This is a genomic window from Sphingobacterium sp. 18053 (assembly GCF_902706145.1).
Classification (GTDB): Bacteria; Bacteroidota; Bacteroidia; order Sphingobacteriales; family Sphingobacteriaceae; genus Sphingobacterium; species Sphingobacterium paramultivorum.
This window is the reverse complement of the sequence record NZ_CACSJW010000001.1, coordinates 477,242-498,606: the sequence shown is the minus strand read 5'-3', so window position 1 is coordinate 498,606 and position 21,365 is coordinate 477,242. Positions and strand designations below refer to the sequence as shown.

Genomic DNA, 21,365 nt, shown 5'->3' with positions numbered 1-21,365 from the left:
GCGAGGATCATTTTGATGAATGCACTGAACCGACTGCAGATCGGTATGGAGGATAAAGATTAAAAATAGTGGGCATTGAAATGTTACTAAAAATGCGCATCTAGATGCGCATTTTCGATTAAAGCAGAATCGGTAGCAGTTGATCCAGACTTTCTACCTGAAGAAAATTGATTGGTTTAACCTCATCACTAGCTTGCTCATGTGTCCACGTCACATGGTAAGGGACATGTATTGCCTGCCCTCCCAATTCCAATACTGGCAGAACATCGGAGTTGATTGAATTTCCGATCATGATAAAATTTTCGGCGGGGCATTCAATTTTGTTCAATAATTTTATGTAATCCTCATTTTTCTCGTTGCTCATAATCTCCACATGATGGAAATACTTTTGGAGCCCCGAATTTTTTAGCTTTTTTTCTTGATCCAAAAGATCCCCTTTTGTGGCTACAATTAATTTATAATGTGCACTAAGCCTTACCAGCGTATCTTCGACACCTTCCAATAATTCAATCGGCATCCTTAGTAAATCCTGTCCAATCGCTATGATTTTGTTTATTGTCTTCAGCGATAGCTGTCCAGCAGAAATACGACTGGCTGTCTCTATCATACAAAGAATAAAGCCTTTCACACCATACCCATAGAGGGACAGGTTATTCATTTCTGTTTCAAATAACTCTTTTGATACTGCATGTTGTGGAAGATAATTTTCCAATAGTGCGCAAAAATCATGTTCTGCTTTTTGAAAATATGGCTCGTTTATCCATAATGTATCATCTGCATCGAATGCAATGACTTTAATGGCATTTTTATTGATAATCATTCTAATTTTAATTCAATTTACGAAGTTTACTTGATCTTGGTACCATCATATTGTTCCCATAGCCCCGTCAAGTTTAGGTCTGAATCATATACGGCATTAAAAGCAAACAGTTTTCCCTTAGCCACATAATCATAGATATAAAGATCAGTTAAAGGGGTCGGAATAGATTCCAGTTCGTCTGCAGAGATCCATTCGAGGTCACCCTCATTACAATAGGGGGCCTCTACATATTCGATATCGGATACATATACATAGCTGATCCAATTGTAATTGACCGGTGATGTTTCGGTTAACATGCCACAAAATTGTTTTGAAGTGATATGGATTCCTGTTTCTTCCATGACTTCACGAACCACTGCATCATCCGGGTTTTCAAATGGGTCTAATTTTCCACCAACGGGAACATACATATCTTTATTGGGTTCTTTAAGGCGTTTTAGCAATAGAAACTTATCTTTATTTCTTAATATACATAGTGTGGCTACGCGCTTCAAACCTGTCACTTCATTGCTCATCTCTTTTCTGTTTGTAACAAAAATAGAAAATGTTGTGAGAGTCTTCAAGCATTTTTAGCGAATTCATTCAGTTTATATCTCCTAAGTGACGACTTGCGTATCTATCTCATCGGCATAAATCGCGTTGGTGACAGCTTTACCACGAGGCGAGCTAATAATCTCTACGCACTCATCTTTCATTTTGAATAGCTCTTTAAGAGGATAATATGGTTTCAATATTTTCATGGATCTAGGCTTATAACATCGTATAAATGGAAAGCCCATTATCCGATGAACTATCGGCATAATGGGCTATATCAGTAAAATAGATATGAATTATACGGGTCTTAAATGATAGGCTTTAGGCTGAACAAATGCCCGAATACCTTGAGCCGACAAGGTTGAACCTAAACCAGAATTTCTCCGTCCGGACCAAGGTACATTAGGGCTTACCCTATCGCAGCAGTTCCAATATACTGTTCCTGTATCCATTTTGCCAAGGATATCCATTGCTCTGTCCTGATCGGAAGAAAACACTGCTGCAGTAAGGCCATACGTCGTATCTTGCATCAGCGTTATTGCCTCCTCGTCTGAAAATACCTTTTGTATACCTATCAGCGGACCAAAAGTCTCTTCACGCATAAGTGCCATATTGTGATTACAATGTTCGAATACAGTTGGGGCATAATAATATCCCTCACCTTCTAATGCGTGTCCGCCCAACCGCAGTATTGCTCCCTTTTTAAGGGCATCTTTCACATGCTCTTCAAGAACGTCCAGTTGAGCAGCTCTGGTTAAAGGGCCAATAAATGTATCTTCAGCGAATGGATCGCCCACCCGATAGGACGCTACCTCCTCAATAAATGCCTCGATAAACTGATCGTATATCTGTTCTGAAACATAGATGCGTTCAACAGCACAACAGCTCTGCCCATTGTTGTAGAAAGCGCCCTCAGCTGCCGACACTGCCGCCTGTTTTATATCTTTGACATCTTCAGTGACATATAGCGGATCCTTCCCGCCTAACTCAAGCTGGACTGGAACTAATTTATGTGCTACGGTCTTGGCAATATGCACTCCTGTCTTATAGGATCCAGTAAAAAAATAGCCGTCCAATGGCAATGATAAGATATGCTGGCCAATCCGCCCATCTCCTACAACACAATGAAATACATTATCAGGTACGCCTGCCTGATAAAGATATTTTGCAAACTGCAAGCCTGTCAACGTGGCAAATTCAGAAGGTTTATAGAGAACAGCATTGCCCGCAACCAAGGCATAGAGAAAAACATTGAAGCCGACATTATAAGGGAAATTCCATGCAGAAATATTGGCAATTACACCAAGTGGTTCATATCGAATATGTTCTAGCGTTGCGCCATCACGCACAATAACTTCTTCTGAAAGCCATCTTTCAGCATTTTTTCGGAGATGTTCAATGCGGTTCTGTGCTCCGTTAATTTCATTAAGCGATTGTGTTATGGGTTTGCCCGTTTCTTTGGTAAGGATCTCTGCAAGCTCCTGTTTATTTGCCAAGATCAGCTGCCCAAATTGTATGATGCACGCTAAACGATCCTTTAAAGGAACTTTTGCCCATGTGTGCTGTCCTTGCTTTAGTAAGGATAGTGTATTTTCCAACTCAACTGTTGTGGTTGAAGGCAACGTTGCCGCTACAGCGCCAGTTGCAGGATTTCTAATTTCTATGTTGTCTTGCATGTTCAATAAAAACATTAAAAATCAAATTTTCATCTAAAAGTATTCCCTTCTGTGTTTGGGAAAATTCGGGATGCCATTGGACACCCATAACTTTCCCGGTCGCTTCTTTGGTATAACCAAATGCCTCGATAAATCCATCTTCCGAGCGCGCATAGACTTCGAGATCACGGCCAAGATCTTTAACAGCCTGATGATGTACCGTGTTGACCAATGGATTGGCAACATGGCCATATAGTCTGTCGAAAAGTGTTCCTGGTTCTATATGCACCGGATGATTGATTGTATCATATAAACTTGCTGAACGATGTACAGCCGAATGAGGAAGCTGACTAACGATATCCTGATACATTGTACCTCCAAAATACACGTTCATCAACTGAAATCCCCGACAGATACCTAAGACAGGCTTATGATTTCTGATGGCATAATCCAATATCTTTAGCTCATATTGATCCCGATAAGGGTCTCCTTTCCAGGGGCCGATAGGTTCTTCTCCATAGTGTTGAGGAGCTATATCGCTTCCACCTTGAAGAACTATGCCATCCATCTGTTGTAAGATGTCCGCTAATAATGATTCTTCAAGATCCGGCAATAATATAGGAAGCACACCTTTTTTACTAATCCATCGAGCCATATCATTTTCCATATAACTCAGTGATTTGTGACCAAAGACCGTCCTGTCGGGGTCAGGATAAAAAAAACAGGCACTAATACCGATTTTTAACATATCATTTTCCTTCGTATGCGGTTTCATAAATTGCAAGAAAATCGGCTTTACTAACGGGCTTGGGGTTCGATGGGTGACAGAAATCTGCAAGCGCAAGTTCTGATAAAGGTTGCAAATGTTCCTTTTGTACGCCAATTGCGGATAACTGTGTAGGTAGTCCCAAACGTACATTGAGGTCAAACAGATAGTCAACAACCTTGTCTCCAGCATTGTTGCCAAGCCCCAAAGCCATGGCCATCTTATCGAAACGATCTTCAAAACCGACATAATTAAACTGCATGCCATAAGGAAGATTCACCGCGTTGGCCAGTCCATGATGAGTATCGAGGAGCGAAGAAAGCGGATGCGCTAAACTATGAACGACTCCTAATCCCTTCTGAAATGCAACAGCTCCCATCAATGATGCCAAAAGCATTTTAGAGCGCGATGGCAAGTCAGATTCTTTTGTAGCGCACTCAATCGAAGTAGCCACCATGGCCATTCCTTCAAGCGCAATACCATCACACATTGGATGGTACCCTTTGGCCAGATAGGCTTCCATATTGTGCGTAAGTGCGTCCATTCCCGTTGCCGCCGTAATAAACGGTGGCAGGTCCATTGTAAGTAAAGGATCGGCAAATACAATTTTTGCCATCAATCTCGGACTAAACAGAATTCGTTTTTTCTTGGTTTCATCTTCTGAAATAATAGCACTACGGCCTACCTCACTCCCGGTGCCGGCGGTCGTAGGTACAGTAATCAATGGTGGTATCTCGTTGGTCACATAGATATCGCCGCCGATCAGATCGTCGTAATCAAATAAATCAAGATGGTGATTTGCGCGCAAGGCAATCGCCCGAGCTACGTCGAGTGCTGCTCCACCGCCAACGCCAATAATTGAATCTCTATTTTGCCCTCTAAAGACATCTCCTCCCAAGAGAACATCAGATTTTACAGGATTTTTGTGCAACTCATGAAAGACAATAACGTCGATCCCTTTGTTCGTCAGCCTTTGTTGAACTTCCTTAAAAAATGGCAGTTCGGCAATAGTCGGATCCGTTACCAATAAAGGGCGGCTAAGTCCATTGGCCAATAAATAGCCTGGGAGCTCGTCGATCACTCCAGCACCAAAACGGATCGGTGTAGGAAAATTAAAACCATAAATTTTTGCTGTATCCATCGTTCAGTTATATAATTTCAAAATATCTTTTTGTTTCCCAATCTGTTACTTGCTCTGAAAATTGTCGCCATTCCCATAACCTTGATTTACAAAAATGATCGACAAACTTTTGGCCAAACAACTCGGATGCTATTTGCGATTGCGCCATTCGAGTGGTCGCATCGTAGAGATTTCTTGGTAATACGCCGTGTTGCAGATCTTCATAACCATTACCAATAGTATGACGATTGTCCAATGGCAATTTATGTTTGATGCCATACAACCCGCTAGCCAAACATGCTGCTATGGCCAAGTAAGGGTTCACATCTGAACCGACAACACGGTGTTCAATGCGCGTGGCTTTAGGGCCACCTTCAATGACGCGGAGTGCTGTGGTACGATTATCTATGCCCCAGGTCAGGGTTGTAGGTGCCCATGCTCCTTCAGTCAGCCTTTTATAACTATTAACAGTAGGTGCCAATAACGGTAGAATATCAGGTAAACAATACAATTGCCCAGCAAGAAAATGCTTCATCAACTGGCTCATTCCGAGTTCATCTTCTTTATCATAAAAGAGGTTGCTCTGTTTGTTGAGATCCCAAAGACTTTGATGCACATGGCCGCTGCAGCCTGGTAAGTCCTTTGTTTGTTTAGCCATAAAACTCGCGGTAATATTATGTTTTTTCCCAATTTCTTTGACGGCAGATTTAAAGAGAGTAGCCCTATCTGCAGCTTCAAGAGCATCACTACATTGGATAGCAGCTTCCAGTACACCCGGCCCAGTCTCCGTATGCAGCCCCTCAAGAGGTACGCCGAATCTTTCGAGCATAGCTAAAAGATCCTGAAAAAAACCATAATTGTCGGACATCCGTAAGATGGAATAGCCAAACATACCAGATGTGATTGGTGTCATGTCTCTAAAACTATTTTGGGAAGAGGTATCATTGGTTTTCACGAAATTAAACCATTCAAATTCCTGTGAAAAAACTGGTTTAAATCCAGCAGTCTCCGACTGTGAAATTATGTTTTTAAGGAGAGCTCTTGGACACACATTTTGGTCCTGAGAAAGTGGAGATTCAAAATCAGCTAGAAAAAAGGGAATATCCTCCTGCCAGGGAATCTGTCGAAATGTATTTCCATCAATACGTGCCGGGAAATCGCCGTATCCTGTATGCCAGCCTGTAATTTCCACATTGTCATAAACCTGATCATTAACATCCCATCCAAACACCACCGAACAAAATCCAAATTCATTGTCCAGTGCAGAGATAAACTTATCGCGATGCATGAATTTTCCACGTAAGACCCCGTCTATATCTGCAACGGCAACTTTAACGTGAGTACTTGTGCAAGCTTTTAGTTTGGAAATTATTTCATTTTTAGTTATCATAATTTGATGGTTTTGTCCTTGTCAAGGAAGATTAGGAAATAGAGGTATGATAAGATGACAAGCCCAAAGAATAATAGAGCTGTCAATGGGTTATAATATATCATTGCAATGAGACACACGACAGCGATAATCAACGCAATCGCTGGAAACAGCGGATACAACGGAACTTTGAATGGGCGTTCCAGATCAGGTTCCTTTGTTCGCAAGGCAAAAAATGACCACATGGATATAATGTAAAGACAGATTGCCCCAAAACATGCGATGGTAATAATGCCTGCGGTCTTCCCGGTCAATAATGCTATGATGCCAATAGCCATATTGATTAAGAGTGCATTGGCCGGAGTCTTAAATCGTTGATGTACTTTTCCAAGAATCGACGGTGCATAACCCACTCTCCCAAACTCGAAGGTAGCTCTGCCACCAGCGAGAATGATACCATGAAATGAGGCTATAAGACCCAATAGGCCAACACCTATAAGTAATTTATAAAGAATATGGCGATTATCAATGACATGTGCAATAGCAAGTGGCAACGGCGAATCTGACGGATCAGTACTTCCGACAGGATACACAACAGCCTCCCAACCGCCGACACCCACCGCCGATAAAAATGTAATGATACAAAGCACAACTAAAGTCACTATGGCCGATCCAAAGCCGATTAATACATTTTTCTGTGGATTGATAGTTTCCTCAGCGACATTGGCCACACCTTCAATAGCGAGAAAAAACCAGATGGCAAACGGAATAGCAGCAAAAATACCCGAGAACCCATTGGGCAATGCGTTGTGCTCAAGGTTGGAAAATTCGAAAGCTGGAAATGTAACCCCTGCAAATATAAGTAATTCAATAACCGCAAGAACAGTTACAACCAATTCAAATGATGCGGCGAGCTTAACCCCCAATATATTCATTGAAGTGAAAATCACATAGGCCCCAATCGCAAAAATAAGATAGTCAACCGAAGGATGTAGTAAATGTAGATAAGCACCTATAGCAGCGGCAATGGCAGGCGGTGCAAAAACAAACTCGATATTTTGTGCAATACCGGCGACAAATCCCAAATGCTTGCCCAGCCCTCGATTGGCATATTCAAAGGCTCCGCCAGCCCTAGGGATCGCACAAGCCAGCTCTGTATAGCTGAAGGTGAATGTAAGGTACATGATAATAACGAATACTGTAGCAATGGCCAATCCCAATGTGCCGCCTTCCGCCAAACCGAGATTCCATCCAAAATACATTCCCGAGATAACATAGCCTACACCTAATCCCCATAACATAACTGGACCAAGGACTTTTTTTAATTGAGGCTCACTCATAATTTTATTTAGGTTGGTAAATTGATAGTAATTAACTAATCTAAATTTACTACATATAGTTTAAATGATAGTGTTATATATCTGTAATTATAGCTATTTTAGTAAAACAATATGGTTAGATGTCATTTGCTAGTGTATACGATCTAACTATAATCTTAGATATACTTTTTTTAGATTTAATTTACTACGATCATGAAATTGGATGAGAAAGACCTCATGCTTCTGGACCTGTTGCAACAGGATGCTAATATAAGTAACAAGGAAATATCTGACCGTGTTAATTTATCGATGACTCCCGTATACGAACGTATTAAGAAATTAATAGCAACCTCTGTTCTTAAGCAGAAAGTCTTTCTGCTGGACAGAAGAAAACTTGATCTTAATCTAATGGTGCTTGTATCCATCAGTATGGAAAAACATTCCAATGAAAGTGCCTTGTTATTTATGGAAGAGATAAAAAAAATTCCAGAAGTAGTCGAGTGTTTTCACGTAACGGGCGCATTTGACTATCAAATAAAGGTCATGGTTAGGGATGTTGATCACTATCATGAATTCAATTTTAATAAACTGGCAACAATCAAGGGAATCAGACATATGGAAAGTTATTTTGTGATGAAAGAAATCGTGAATACAACTCGTCTCCCAATCTTTCTCTGATAATTTAGTCTAGCGTATTTTGGCTTTCAAATGATTCAGCTTTCCGATTCTGTACCAATGACTATCTTAATTTAGCCTCCCGAAATTATGGATTTCATTGGTATAGCAATTATACTTAGACAATGGTTCATACCTGCAGAACCATGCCGTCTGTATGTGCAGTGTTGTTTATAGGAGAACAATATCCTCAAGCGATACGCCCACTCCCTTAAGAGCTGCGTAGGTTAATTTGTCCATTGATGCTCCGTCAAAATCAATAGTTTTAATACTCTTATAGTATTTATTGGTAAGCGCAAACGTTGGCCGAAAGGAAACATTTCTAAGAATCACCCCGCTAAATGAACTGTTTGCAAGGTCTGCATTATCGAATTTTACATCGACAAAAACTTGCCCATCGAAGTTTATACCTCTCATATCACAAGACTTAAAGCTAACACCATTAAATTCACAGTATTCAAAAATGGTTTTTCTGAGATCCGACGCTGTAAATTTTACATCAGCCAACTTTATACCAATACCTCCAATTGTAATTAGGCTACTTATCGTTGTATTCTAACAATTTCGCGTTGTTACTCTTAAAATATAGCCCTATGCAGCTTTTTAAAGAAGATTTTAAGTAAAAACTCTTAAAAGACGAAGCTTTGTTTATAGTGACGCCATCCAATATTTTAAATCTTGGGGTAAAGTCAAAGATAAATTTCGCCTAATTTAGGAACATTTACCATAGGAATCTAAGTTAAAACATGTTCTCTTCAATTGTCCAGTTGGTAGATGACTTTCTTGTAGCAATTCGTAGGCAACCATGAATACCGCCAAGCTAGTTTAAATATTTCTAGAAATTTGATCTATATTTATGTACCTAAAATTTACATATGTTGGAGAATTTTGAGTTTTACCTTTTTTTAGTCCTACTAATCACTATGTTGATAATGCTGGCGAAGAAAATTCAGGTTGCATACCCTGTTTTACTTGTATTAGCGGGACTTGTAATAAGTTTTATCCCGGAAGTTCCTCCTATAAAGATAGAACCCGAATTGATATTCATTATTTTTTTACCGCCACTCCTCTACGAGGCAGCTTGGTCAACTTCCTGGAAAGAACTCTGGCGATGGCGTCGGATTATCTTCAGCTTTGCCTTTGTTGTCGTCTTTTTTACAGCATTATCCGTTGCCGTTTTTGCCAACTATTTTATTCCAGGATTCTCCTTAGCTCTCGGTTTTCTATTGGGTGGAATAGTTTCCCCTCCTGATGCGGTTAGTGCCGGTGCAATTTTAAAATTCGTGAAGGTACCCAAAAGGCTGGCGTCCATACTGGAAGGCGAAAGTTTGTTGAATGATGCTTCCTCATTAATAATTTTTCGCTTTGCAATGATTGCTGCTGCTACTGGCCAATATGTATGGTACCAAGCCGCCGGAAGCTTTATTTGGATGTGTGTTGGTGGAGTGGGAATCGGACTTACAATTGCCTATGTTTTTCTGAAAATGCACAAACTTTTACCAACCGATTCCAATACAGATATATTGCTAACTTTTATTGCACCTTTCTCGATGTATTTGGTAGCGGAACAGCTCCACGCTTCTGGGGTTCTTGCGGTTGTCAGTGGCGGCTTATTTCTTTCTTATCGTAGTCACGATTTTTTGAGCAGTGCATCCCGGATCCGGACAGTAACCGTATGGGAAAGCTTCTGCTTTCTGTTGAATGGCATCGTCTTTATGCTTATCGGCTTAGATTTACCGGAAATTGTTTCTGGATTGGGTGATACTAATATCTCTACTGCTATTGGCTATGGCGTAGCCGTTACAATAGTCCTTATTCTTGTACGAGTTTTTGCAGGGTATGCTGCGGTAATAACCACCTTGATCATGAGAAATTTTATAACGGTTGCAGATGCTCAATCGCCCGGTTGGCAAACGCCAATGATTATCGGCTGGACGGGAATGCGTGGCGTCGTTTCTTTGGCAGCAGCACTATCCATCCCATTAACTTTAGCCGATGGATCTCCTTTCCCTCAACGAAACCTCATTCTTTTCATCACATTTGTCGTGATTCTGTTAACCTTACTTGTTCAAGGCTTGACGCTCCCCTTTATATTAAGAAAAATCAAATTAATAGATAGAGATTTTGTAAGAAGTGAAAAGGAGATCGATTATGAAATTCAGAACAGACTGGCTCAAGTCGCCGTTGACAAGATTCGTAATGATTACGCGGACAAAGTTGAAAGTTTTCCTACCTTGAAGGATCAACTACAGAAGTACGAAAATCAATTGCGGAGCTCCGAGATCATCATTAATTACACCGAATACCGTAAAATCTATATCGATATCCTCGAAACCCAACGCATTTGGCTGATCAATAAAAACCGCGAGGAACTTTTATTGGACGAAGAGATCATCCGAAAACACCTTCGTTTATTAGATCTTCAGGAAGAAAGATTGAATATGAGAAGTTAGTTTACCCCTAGATCAGCCTACTGCTGTATATTTATGATCGACAATACCGTTTGAATTGTCGATCATAAATAGCTAATTTACTTAATCTTCATCCAAATAAATGTCGTGGACAACAAAACGAATATTTTTGCTAAACACCAACATATCCTCTACATCTTCAGAATCTATGGCATAGAGTGTTTCTACCCCGCCTTCATCCAACAGTTCGGAATCTGGTATAAGTTCAAAAAAAGTGATTCCTTCAACAATGGATAATTCTTCTACTTTAATATATGATACATCCTGGCTTTTCCAAAGTGAGAGAATTTCCTTGGAAAACAATCGATAATTATTAGCTTGATTTGACATGGTCGCAAATTAGCAAAAAAAAAGCTCATTATATTTGTGTCATAACGTTTCTAAAATCTTACTGACTTTTTCATTTTTAGGATTAATTTCTAAAACTTTTCGATAATTCTCCTTAGCGCTATCTATTTGTCCTGATTTCAGGTAGGCTTCCGCTAAACTATCATAAACATTTTCACTTTTAGTATGTAGCATCGTATTCACCTTAAATATATCAATAGCTTGATTTATTTTATGCTGATTGAGCAGTTCATAACCTGCGCCATTCAGGAAACCTTCTGAAAGCAAATCATCTGCACTATCCTGTTCTTTTGCTTTTTGATAAGCTTTTAATCCATCCTCGAAATTTCCTTCTAAAATAAGCTCTAGCGGAGTCCAGTCATTTGCATTGACTTTCGGATTTTTGGAATAAATCTTTTTATCGCGCAAAATCTGTACAAGCTCATATTGACCGCTTTCGGTATCCTTTGAAAATATTACGTTTACGTTTCGATCTCGCATAGCAAATGTATTTGCAGAAACTTTAACCAATTCTACAGGCTTGTCTAGATTTTGCGCTGACATTAGCTTGCCATTTTGATTATAGACCCTTATAACACCATATTTTCCAGATCTATAACGTCCACTATTGTCATGCAGTTCTTGAGGACTTAGTGGCAAAATTTTATTTATTGGGGCTAGATAATTGGGCCATTGATAAGTTAATGCGACCGCTCGGACAAGTTCGTTGATAAATTCAGGTTTGTTTGTGTTCGTAAGAATAACTACTCCATCACCGCTTGTTTTATTTCCAATAAAATAGGAGCTAAAGCCTTCGTTCCATCCACCATGGCAAAAATAAGATGAGCCGTTATAATCTTCTAGGAATACACCTAATCCTATAATGGGTTCAATATAGGAACTTGTGAATTCTTCTGCCATCTTCTTAGAGATAACAAGACTACTTTTGCCATTTAAAGTCCGTTGAATATCGATTACGAATCTAGCGTAATCTTCTGCAGTTGACCATAGGCCCGCAGCCGCCTGTTCTGGGTAGACATGATATCTTCCTTCGACCTTCTTGCCATCCATCGTATAAGCCGTCGCCGCAAATTGTCTTTTCGATTCAGGAAGAGGCTGGGCAAAAGTGCTATTTTTCATACCTAAAGGTGAAAGTACCTTTTCTTCCATAATACTGCCATAATCTTTTCCTTCAATGTCAACGAGCATCTGTTGAAGTACCGTATACCCACCGCCTGAATATCGAAAATTTGAGCCAGGAAGTTTATCAACATAAACCATAGGTGTATTAGCGGGCTTTAGACCACTCAGTACTTCAACCGCTGTAGGAATTGGGTCTGTTATCCGATACCCCGGGAATCCACTTACAGTAAGTCCCGCAGTATGGCTAATGATATTTTTGAGTGTAACCTTTTTCACTTTGGTCCAATTATTTTCTGGTATTTTCCAAGATTTCAGGTACAAATTCACATCGGCATTGGATTCCAACTTGCCAAGCTCCACTTCCTTCAGTGCGGCATATGCACTTACAGGCTTGCTCATGGAGGCTACCTGAAATAAGGTATTTGACCTGACAGGCGTTTTCGAATCGAGATCCGCAAAACCATAAGTTTTGCTCCATAATACTTCAGAGTTTTTTATCACAGCGATGCTTACCCCTGGAACCTGATAGAATTCCATACGCGATATAATATTCCATGTCGGCTCACCCTCAAAACGAACAGGGGGTATTAGACTGGATTCGACATGAGAAATCTCATTTATTTTTTGATGGGCCGTTTGAGCAAATGCGGTTGACACTAGTATCGCAAAAATTCCAGTAATTGGTAAAGCTTTCATTTTATTTATGATCATTTAAATGTTAATACAAAGCGTCTCTCCTATCAATCTTTAGCTTTGTAATTCTTCATTGAAATCTAATGTCAATTTTATTGCCAAAAAGATAAGTAGCTATAAGACAATTTAATATAGCAATACTTTAATATAAATTGATCGTATTCGGACTTTTAATGTCCGAATACGATCAATTTAATTAGCTAAGTGGTACCTCGATTTTCTAACATCATCACCTGTCTGCCTTATCGCATGTTCGCATGCAGCAGCCATCTTCATTGTCGTAGTAGGATCGTAAATAAAAGTTTCCTTTTGGTTGTATTACAGAAAAATATGAGCGGGGCATACTAGCTCCCGCCACATCGTTTGATTAATTGATCCCTAATGATTGGGGTTACCATAATAGTTTTGATAATTCTGAATAGTAGCGCTAAACCATGCTCCACAGCTGCTATAATACATATCATTGGTACCATAGCTGTTGTATGTGAGAACCTGAGTTTCGATCAACTGACCGCTTGTATTATAGATACTCATCGTCAATCTACATAGCGTGCGAGACTTTCCGACCTTGATCTCTTTGACTTCGCTCACGATATTTAAATGAGTTTTTTCAGTTTGTGATTTGTAAATCTTTGATTTTTCAACAACACTGTTGTCGACCACTTTTGGACCTGTTTTTGCAAAAGTAGCAGATGACAATAAAGCCAAGGCTACGACGCTCATCATTAATTTTTTCATGTTTCTAAGTTTTAGATAAATACATTGGAGGACCGTCCTCTCTGTTAATTAACCTAAAACTGCCAATAAATTTAATACAGTAAACTCTGTAATAAATATCTGATGTGGTCGTAACAATATTCGGTTAATTTGATAAAATTTTTGAAAATAAATAAGAATTCAAAAAATTCTACTACCTTTGCAATCATCAGATGATATGACTATATGAAGACTGAAGCTATCGTACGAAGATCCTTGGCGGAGGAAGTTGCCGCAGCAATAGAAGAAAAAATCAAATTGGGCGAATTTCCTGTAGAGTCTAAACTTCCTACGGAACCAGAATTGATGAAACAATTTGCTGTGGGCAGATCCAGCATTCGTGAAGCTGTCAAATATTTAAGTCAATCAGGCTATCTAAATGTGCAACAGGGGCTTGGTACTTTTGTCAAAAGTAGTACGGGGCATCATGCCCTTGATTCAAAAATTGAGAAAGCAAATTTTAACGATATTTTTGAAGTTAGACACGTATTAGAGTTGCGAATTATTGAAAAAGCAGCCTTAAATCGTACTTCGAAAGGCCTCAAAGATATGGCGCAAGCACTTAAAAATAGAGCTAAATATGCCGAAATGGGAAATTTGACAGCATGCGTGAATGCTGATATATCCTTTCACAGTGCAATTGCTGAATCATGTGGAAACAGTATTTTGACCGCGTTATATACAACCTTATCTGAGCATGTCAATAAGTTCTTCATGACTATTTATAAGGATACAGTCCCCTTCTTAGCTTCACAACAGCAACACGAGGAACTGATGTTGGCAATCAAAGATAAAGAAGTGAAAAAAGCTGTTGATATTGCCAACCGAATTATCCAACAACTGTAATTTTCCTGTAGCATATGCAAATTATCAATATCAATATATTCTATTTTTATCAATTAAAACATCAGATGACCTGATGAATATTTCCTTTATGAAAACACAATCACTAAACCCGAGTGGATCTTGGAAAAGTTCCGAAACCGTCTATCCGATTTTATTTGCGATTAGTCTTTCACACTTGCTCAATGACCTGATTCAATCTATCATCCCAGCAGTGTATCCCATGTTAAAGTCAAATTATGCCCTTAGTTTTACCCAAATTGGTATTATAACGTTGGTTTTTCAGCTTACCGCTTCTATTTTGCAGCCCTTCGTTGGTTTGTATACAGATAAAAACCCTACACCTCGGTCACTTGCCGTGGGGATGTTTTTCTCTTTAGCCGGTTTGATATGCATTTCATTTGCGTCAAACTTTATCTACATTCTCCTTTCTGTAAGCCTTATTGGGATGGGTTCGTCTATATTTCATCCAGAAGCATCTCGAGTTGCCCATTTAGCTTCCGGAGGCAAAAAGGGGCTCGCACAGTCTATCTTTCAAGTCGGCGGTAATGCTGGTGGTGCAATAGGTCCCCTTCTTGTAGCGCTTATTGTGATCCCTTTGGGGCAACAATACATCGGTGTGTTTGGCGTATTGGCCATTGTAGCCGTTATGATTCTTACTTATGTCGGTAATTGGTATCAAATACACCTCAAGCCTAAGACACAAACAACTTCTGTTAGTGCTTTAAAAGCTGACCTGCCAAAATCAAAAGTGATATTTGCACTTGTGATTTTATTGGTACTCATTTTTTCCAAGTATTTTTACATGGCTTCGATGACCAGCTACTTCACCTTCTATTTGATCAATAAATTCCATGTTTCGGTCCAGGAATCTCAGATTTACTTATTTATATTTCTTGCTTCTGTTGCCGCCGGAACCATATTGGGTGGTCCCTTGGGAGACCGATATGGTCGTAAGCTAATTATTTGGGTGTCTATTCTTGGAGCAGCACCTTTCACTTTGTTATTACCTCATGTAGGTCTTGGACTAACCATTGTCCTTGCTATTATAATCGGTTTGATCATCTCCTCGGCATTTTCAGCTATCTTGGTTTATGCAACGGAGCTTATCCCCGGAAAGGTTGGGATGATTGCAGGCTTATTTTTTGGTTTTGCTTTTGGCATGGGGGGCATTGGATCAGCTGTGTTGGGCTGGCTCGCAGATCGTACTTCAATTGAATATGTATTCAACATCTGTGCTTATCTTCCACTAATTGGAATAGTTACAGGCTTATTGCCTAATATTACTCAAAGGAAAAATTAATCCTTTAAAAAGCCCTTCTTACTATTAAAGAAGGGCTTTTCAGTATTAATAACCTGGATTTTGAATTAGTTTAGTATTTCGGTTTATCTCATCTCTGTTTATAGAGGTAAAATACATCTTGTCGTCCCAACTTCTATTTTCAATTCCTGGATCTATATTTGAAACAGCATAGGTATAAGTGTAATTCTCTGGATTATATTGGTAAAGAGTCACATTTTTACCAGCCTTAAGGGTTCCCGTGATATTTATAATATTTGCCTTACGACCTATAGTTTCTGCAGCTATCATCCAACGTCTAGCGTCAAAGAAGCGGTGCTCTTCGTAGGCCAATTCGATACGGCGCTCGTTTCTATAGCGTGCTTTTAATGCTGTACCCGTTTCGCTTGTGGATATTGCAGGCATTCCTGCTCTGAATCGGATTTTATTTAACCATATTTTCGCTTCATTCTCTTCCCCTAATTCAATACATGCTTCTACATAGTTCAATATCGCTTCCGTATAGCGAAACATTGGCCAAGGAATACGTTGTCGTGTATTTTGATCTTCCATTGTAGGATCTGGATCTGTAAATTTACGAATATAATACCCCGTCCTCGAACCATTCCAGTCTTCAATTGGACTCTTTCTTGTATCGAGACCAAATTGAATAACCTTCTGTCCTTTCGCATTAATTACTTCGTATTGTCCAGTTTGAATTTGATTTGCCTTATCTCTTTCAGCAACATCTGCTGTCCTAGGCTTCCAATCTGCACCATCATATAAAATCGTTGCCTTTAAACGTGGGTCGCGGTTTTGATAAGGGCTTGCGGCCATAGAAGGATTGGACCAATCAAACTTTTGGCCATTACTAGTCTCATAGTCGTCTACCAATAGCTGAATCGGTGTATTTCCTGCCCAGTTGTGATAACCATTTGGCCCATTGTCACGTCCTACCCAACCACCTCGCTCATCTTTTTCATCAATAAAGAATCGACCTAAAATTATATCTTTTCCAGCTGTAAAATCAACGGTCTTACTACCCCCTCCTAATGATACAGCCATATAGTTGGCCGTTCCCTCACTAGGTGACGCTGGTTGAGTCAAGTCTAACTTATAGGCGAATTCTGTATGATCCAATACGGCTTTTGCTGCAGTTTTTGCTTTAGTCCAGCGTTCCATTTGACTACCATTGGTATACATTAAATACTCTGGATTTTTATATCCTGCTAATAAGGTAGATTTTGCTTTTGCTTTACTTCCATCATGGAGGTCACTGGCAGCATATAATAGCACTCTTGACTTTAAGGCCAATACAGCGGTTTCATTTGCACGTCCCTTTGCCGATGAAATACCCTTTAGCAAAAGAGCTGCACTATCGAGATCCTTCACGATCGCATTGACACACTCCTCATAGCTGTTTCTTGGCACCATATAGTCTTTATCATTCAATGTATAGATCTTATTATCAATTGGTATACCTCCATAAAAACGTAACAGCTGTTGATAATAATACCCACGTAGGAAATAAGCCTCGCCTAAAAGCTTGTCAGCCTTTGCTTTGTCAAACTTGGGTGAGCTTAAATTAGCAATGGCGATATTTGTTGCCCGTATACGCGTATACATACGTCCATATTCATAAGTATCCATTATATAGCCTTGATCAGCTGGATTTGATCGAGATTCGGTGACAGTATTTATTCCGCGGTTAGGGTGTGTAAATAAAGCCTCGTCTGTCATGGATGCCATTTCCTGTTCATAAAAGCCTCCTACTCCAAAACCGTTATAGATTTCTGTCACGAAAGCCTCAGACAACCCAGCATCCGACCAAACGATCTCCTGTGGCACTTCACTGAGTGGCTTTGTGCTTACAAAATCGTCATTACAAGCTTGTAATGAAGCAGAAAGTACAAGTAGTATAAGGGATATATTCTTAATTTTTTTCATTTTTTTTCTTAGTTAAGTTCTTGCGATAACAGCTGGTTAGAACGATAATAATGCACCGACATTAATCAATCTCGCCTGCGGATAATATTGGCCCAACGCATTCACAGCTTCTGGATCGTACATTTTTATCTTACTCCAAGTAATGAGGTTCATCCCATTTGCATAGAGACGTAATGAACCAATACCAATTTTGCTACAAATACTTGAGGCTAAATTATACCCCAATTCTACGTTTTTCAACCTTAGATAATCTGTACTGCGCATCCAATAGGTGTTGTTATAGGAATAATATTGATTACCACGATCTGTCAAACGGGGGTATACACTGCTCGGGTTACTAATGCTCCAACGTTTATCGTAGAACTCTTCTACAAAATTTCCGATAGAACCCGATTCATCCGTGCCTACACGTATCTCTCCACCTGTAGCTCCCTGAAATAGTACCGATAGATCAAAGTCTTTATAGGTTAAGCTAAAATTGAACCCGCCCTGGAACGTAGGATCACTATTTTTGTCGCGTCTAACTTTATCATCTGGTGTTATTTTTCCATCACCATTGAAATCTTGATACTTCATATCTCCTGGACGTAGAGTTTTTGTAATGGCACTGTAATCCAACTTATTGTTGGCAATGTCTTCCATGTCGCGAAATACGCCATCATAAACATAATAAATATCCGTTTTGATAGGTTTACCTGTGCTTTGTTGCCATGCTGGCGCGCCAGGAGCTTCATCCCAGAAGATAATTTTGTTTTTCGCATAACCACCATTGACACCTACAGTATAGCCCAAATCTCCCACTTTACCACGGTAACCTAAATTAAACTCCCAGCCCTTATTATCCACTTTACCAATATTTTCTGCTGGCAATGTCATCCCTGTACTTTGCGGTATGGAAGCATTTTTCCGCCATAGAATAGAATTACGACGATTTTTAAAGATGTCAAACTCGAAATTTAACTTTCCTTGCAAAAACTGAAAGTCAAATCCAAGATTATAATTATTGGCGACCTCCCAAGTAATCATTTCGTTAGGAACGCGACTTTCATAAAGAGTCTTGGCTAGTTTATCGTTGACGATATAGGTTCCAAAAGAATAGGTTGAAAAATATTGATATTCTTGTAACTTGTCATCATAATAGATGTTGTCATTCCCCATCTGGCCATAGGAGGCACGTATCTTGAAATAATTAATTACAGGTACATTTTCCTTCCAGAAATTTTCTTCCGATACGACCCAGCCCGCCATAGCACCTGGGAAAAATCCAAATCTTTCACTTTCAGGGAACATATACGAGCCGTCATAACGCCACAGAAATTCCGCGATGTATTTACTTTTGTAATTATAGCCGAATCGACCAAAGTAATTTAACCTTGCTCTTTTCCATGCAGATCCGTCATTATTTTTTTCCTGTTCTCCACCCGCGAAAAGATAATCGATGGCATTTGAAAGAAAATAGCGACGATATGCACTAAATTTATCATTATCGATTGTTTCTCTGTTAATACCAGCAATAGCATTCACTTGATGGTCACCAAATTTTCGGTCAAAGCTCAAGATCCCTCCGAGTAAGATATTTAACTGATCTTCATTACTTTGATTCAAATTTGGATCGGCAGGCCCGCGTCTTCCCGGAACCAGTTGTGGTGTACTACCATCCGCTTCATAAGCCCCTTGCCAAGAATATAATGTCCAGGGTGTAACCCATGTTTTTTGATTTTTTACATATTTGTCAACAGAGGCATTCAATGTTAATTTAAGGCCATCTATCCATGGATTTGTAATCTCAACCTGCCCATTTGTTTGAAAATAGTAGCGTTTATCGTGATCGTAGCCTGTCGCATTAGTGGTGATTACCATCGGATTTTCGCCATTTTCGATATCTGGTCCTGGCATTCCATTAGGCCATATTGCTGGTTGTGTCGGATTTCCCCGCATCAACATCCTAAAGACAGTACCAGCACTCTTAGTAGGGAAATTCCGATTTTCCTGTCTTCCTAAAACACCAAATTGTGTTTTGATATACTGGCTGATATTAGCATCTAGATTAATCCTTAAATCATATTGTTTATATCCTGTAGCCGAATTTTTATAGTAGGCATCTTGATTTTGATACCCCAAAGACATGAGATACTTTACATCCTCGGTACCCCCATTAATTTGCAAGTTATGCCGTTGTTGAGGGGACCAGTCTTTTAAAGTTGCCTTATACCAGTCCGTATTCGGATGTCCCCAAGGATCTGATCCATCCTTGAACTTTTGGATATCTTCCGGTTTAAATGGCGCATCTAATACTCCGCCACCTTGCTTATTGTAACTACCTTTATCACTGATAGCGGTGTAAGCCGCAGACCATTCTTCAACAGGAAGATTATAGATCTCAAGTTCATTACGGATCTCAGCAAATTGAGCTGCATTGGTCAATTTAGGTATTACAGTCGGCTGAGAATACCCTTGATTAAAAGTATAAGAAAACTGAGGCTTTCCTGTCTTCCCTCTTCTTGTCGTCACAAGAATAACCCCATTTGCTGCCCGGGCACCATAAATGGCAGCAGAAGCATCCTTTAAAACCGAGATATTTTCTATATCGCGGGGATTGATCCGGTCGATTCCGCCTTCCCGTGCAGGAACCCCATCAATAACGACTAAAGGACTGCTATTTCCTAATGTATTCGTACCCCGTATTTTGATATTGGAACCATCGTATCCAGGCTCAGCACTCCCATTGGTCGCTGTAACTCCCGGTACCCGTCCTGTTAATGCATTGGAAACGTTCAACGCGGGAGATTGAGCAAGGTCACTTCCCTTGACAGTAGCTACAGCACCTGTAACAGTCTCTTTACGTTGCTTCCCGTAACCAACAACAACGACTTCTTCGAGATTGGATTCCGAATTCAAAAGCGTGACATCTATCGCATGCCGTCCTTTTACAGATTCATCCATCGACTGTTTACCCACCATACGAAAATTAATGATCGCATTCATAGGGACCTTATCCAATTTGTACTTACCTTGATTGTCGGTTTTTGTTACTAGGCTCGTTCCATTTACAGATACTGTTACTCCAGGAATTGGCATTCCTGTTTCATCATGTACCGTTCCAGAAACACTTAGCTCCTGTTGAAAGAGAATTCCATGGCTTGCGAGGGTTGCAGCATCAACGATTTGAGGACTCAGGGCCACTAAAGAGCACAATGATCCAGTCCAAAACGCTCTCTTCCATTGATTTGAGAAATAATGGCAGTTAATCATAAAAACTGTTTAATTGTTTAAATTTTGTGTTTAATTAGTTATTTTTTTACCTCTTAAAGACATGTCGGTTTAGGCGTCTTATCAGAAGTGGTTTATAATTGTTTATCTAACATGAAAATACGAAAATAAATATACAAAGCAAGTGTTAATTTTACACTATTTAACATTTTAACATTAATCAATTGAAAGTAAGCGGTTTGATAAAGCAAACTGGTTAGCCTTATTTTTCGAACAGATATAATCCAGCCTTATGAGGATGATACATGGTACAAAAATCGCTAACAGCTCGTCTTTAAACGAAATTTTTGCAAGAAAAGTAAACTCTAGTATATCGAAAGTATATTATCAATTTTTAAAATAATAATATGCATCTTTATCCTTTATAATTAGATCTAT

At 39.6% G+C, this 21,365-nt stretch carries 17 protein-coding genes; 4 read left to right on the top strand and 13 right to left on the bottom strand.

Annotated features, from left to right (window positions below; genetic code table 11):
- Window positions 1-118 precede the first annotated feature (118 nt).
- The 7 genes from GVK91_RS02240 to eat all read right to left on the bottom strand — a co-directional run bounded on the left by GVK91_RS02240 (window position 119) and on the right by eat (window position 7,604).
- Window positions 119-820 carry an HAD family hydrolase gene (locus tag GVK91_RS02240; protein WP_159726698.1) on the bottom strand — a complete coding sequence of 234 codons (702 nt, stop codon included), beginning with the start codon at window positions 818-820 and terminating at the stop codon, window positions 119-121.
- Window positions 821-846: 26 nt separating this feature from the next.
- Window positions 847-1,335 (bottom strand): NUDIX domain-containing protein, encoded by a 489-nt coding sequence (locus GVK91_RS02235; RefSeq protein WP_159726696.1) that lies wholly within the window; start codon window positions 1,333-1,335, stop codon window positions 847-849.
- Window positions 1,336-1,650: 315 nt separating this feature from the next.
- Window positions 1,651-3,030 (bottom strand): aldehyde dehydrogenase family protein, encoded by a 1,380-nt coding sequence (locus GVK91_RS02230; protein ID WP_159726694.1) that lies wholly within the window; start codon window positions 3,028-3,030, stop codon window positions 1,651-1,653.
- Window positions 3,008-3,784 (bottom strand): gamma-glutamyl-gamma-aminobutyrate hydrolase family protein, encoded by a 777-nt coding sequence (locus GVK91_RS02225; RefSeq protein ID WP_200845520.1) that lies wholly within the window; start codon window positions 3,782-3,784, stop codon window positions 3,008-3,010. The genes GVK91_RS02230 and GVK91_RS02225 overlap by 23 nt, the downstream gene beginning before the upstream one ends.
- Complete coding sequence (locus GVK91_RS02220) at window positions 3,759-4,916, bottom strand: iron-containing alcohol dehydrogenase (RefSeq protein ID WP_159726692.1); 1,158 nt, start codon at window positions 4,914-4,916, stop codon at window positions 3,759-3,761. The genes GVK91_RS02225 and GVK91_RS02220 overlap by 26 nt, the downstream gene beginning before the upstream one ends.
- A 7-nt stretch (window positions 4,917-4,923) precedes the next feature.
- On the bottom strand, window positions 4,924-6,285 hold the full coding sequence (locus tag GVK91_RS02215; protein ID WP_159726690.1) for a glutamine synthetase family protein: 1,362 nt from the start codon (window positions 6,283-6,285) through the stop codon (window positions 4,924-4,926).
- The gene (eat, locus tag GVK91_RS02210; protein WP_159726688.1) at window positions 6,282-7,604 is read right to left on the bottom strand and encodes an ethanolamine permease; all 1,323 of its coding nucleotides are present in this window, start codon (window positions 7,602-7,604) and stop codon (window positions 6,282-6,284) included. The genes GVK91_RS02215 and eat overlap by 4 nt, the downstream gene beginning before the upstream one ends.
- Before the next feature lie 192 nt (window positions 7,605-7,796).
- Between eat and GVK91_RS02205 the strand changes: the two genes are divergently transcribed.
- The gene (locus tag GVK91_RS02205) at window positions 7,797-8,261 is read left to right on the top strand and encodes an Lrp/AsnC family transcriptional regulator (protein ID WP_153847311.1); all 465 of its coding nucleotides are present in this window, start codon (window positions 7,797-7,799) and stop codon (window positions 8,259-8,261) included.
- Window positions 8,262-8,429: 168 nt separating this feature from the next.
- Here the strand turns inward: GVK91_RS02205 and GVK91_RS02200 are convergent, their stop codons facing one another.
- Window positions 8,430-8,765: a pentapeptide repeat-containing protein gene (locus tag GVK91_RS02200; protein ID WP_200845519.1), complete on the bottom strand. Its 336-nt coding sequence runs from the start codon at window positions 8,763-8,765 to the stop codon at window positions 8,430-8,432.
- A gap of 368 nt (window positions 8,766-9,133) precedes the next feature.
- On the opposite strand from GVK91_RS02200, the gene GVK91_RS02195 reads away from it, so the two are divergent.
- Window positions 9,134-10,711: a Na+/H+ antiporter gene (locus tag GVK91_RS02195; protein WP_159726686.1), complete on the top strand. Its 1,578-nt coding sequence runs from the start codon at window positions 9,134-9,136 to the stop codon at window positions 10,709-10,711.
- An 81-nt stretch (window positions 10,712-10,792) separates the two neighbouring features.
- Here GVK91_RS02195 and GVK91_RS02190 read toward each other — a convergent pair whose 3' ends face one another.
- The 3 genes from GVK91_RS02190 to GVK91_RS02180 form a co-directional block, all read right to left on the bottom strand.
- Entirely contained in the window at window positions 10,793-11,059 is a 267-nt protein-coding gene (locus GVK91_RS02190; protein WP_088161582.1) for a hypothetical protein, read from the bottom strand.
- Between the two features lie 39 nt (window positions 11,060-11,098).
- Window positions 11,099-12,895, bottom strand: coding sequence for a serine hydrolase (locus GVK91_RS02185; protein WP_159726684.1), 1,797 nt, complete (start codon window positions 12,893-12,895; stop codon window positions 11,099-11,101).
- Window positions 12,896-13,270: 375 nt separating this feature from the next.
- Complete coding sequence (locus GVK91_RS02180) at window positions 13,271-13,630, bottom strand: hypothetical protein (RefSeq protein ID WP_159726682.1); 360 nt, start codon at window positions 13,628-13,630, stop codon at window positions 13,271-13,273.
- A 204-nt stretch (window positions 13,631-13,834) separates the two neighbouring features.
- Here GVK91_RS02180 and GVK91_RS02175 point away from each other — a divergent pair, with 204 nt between their 5' ends.
- The gene (locus GVK91_RS02175; RefSeq protein WP_153847316.1) at window positions 13,835-14,494 is read left to right on the top strand and encodes a FadR/GntR family transcriptional regulator; all 660 of its coding nucleotides are present in this window, start codon (window positions 13,835-13,837) and stop codon (window positions 14,492-14,494) included.
- 88 nt (window positions 14,495-14,582) lie between these two features.
- On the top strand, window positions 14,583-15,794 hold the full coding sequence (locus tag GVK91_RS02170) for an MFS transporter (RefSeq protein ID WP_159726680.1): 1,212 nt from the start codon (window positions 14,583-14,585) through the stop codon (window positions 15,792-15,794).
- 45 nt (window positions 15,795-15,839) lie between these two features.
- On the opposite strand, the gene GVK91_RS02165 is transcribed toward GVK91_RS02170, so the two are convergent.
- Entirely contained in the window at window positions 15,840-17,717 is a 1,878-nt protein-coding gene (locus tag GVK91_RS02165; RefSeq protein ID WP_153847318.1) for a RagB/SusD family nutrient uptake outer membrane protein, read from the bottom strand.
- 36 nt (window positions 17,718-17,753) lie between these two features.
- A complete protein-coding gene (locus tag GVK91_RS02160; RefSeq protein WP_159726677.1) occupies window positions 17,754-20,969 on the bottom strand; it encodes a TonB-dependent receptor in 3,216 nt (1,071 codons plus the stop codon).
- Between the last annotated feature and the right edge of the window lie 396 nt (window positions 20,970-21,365).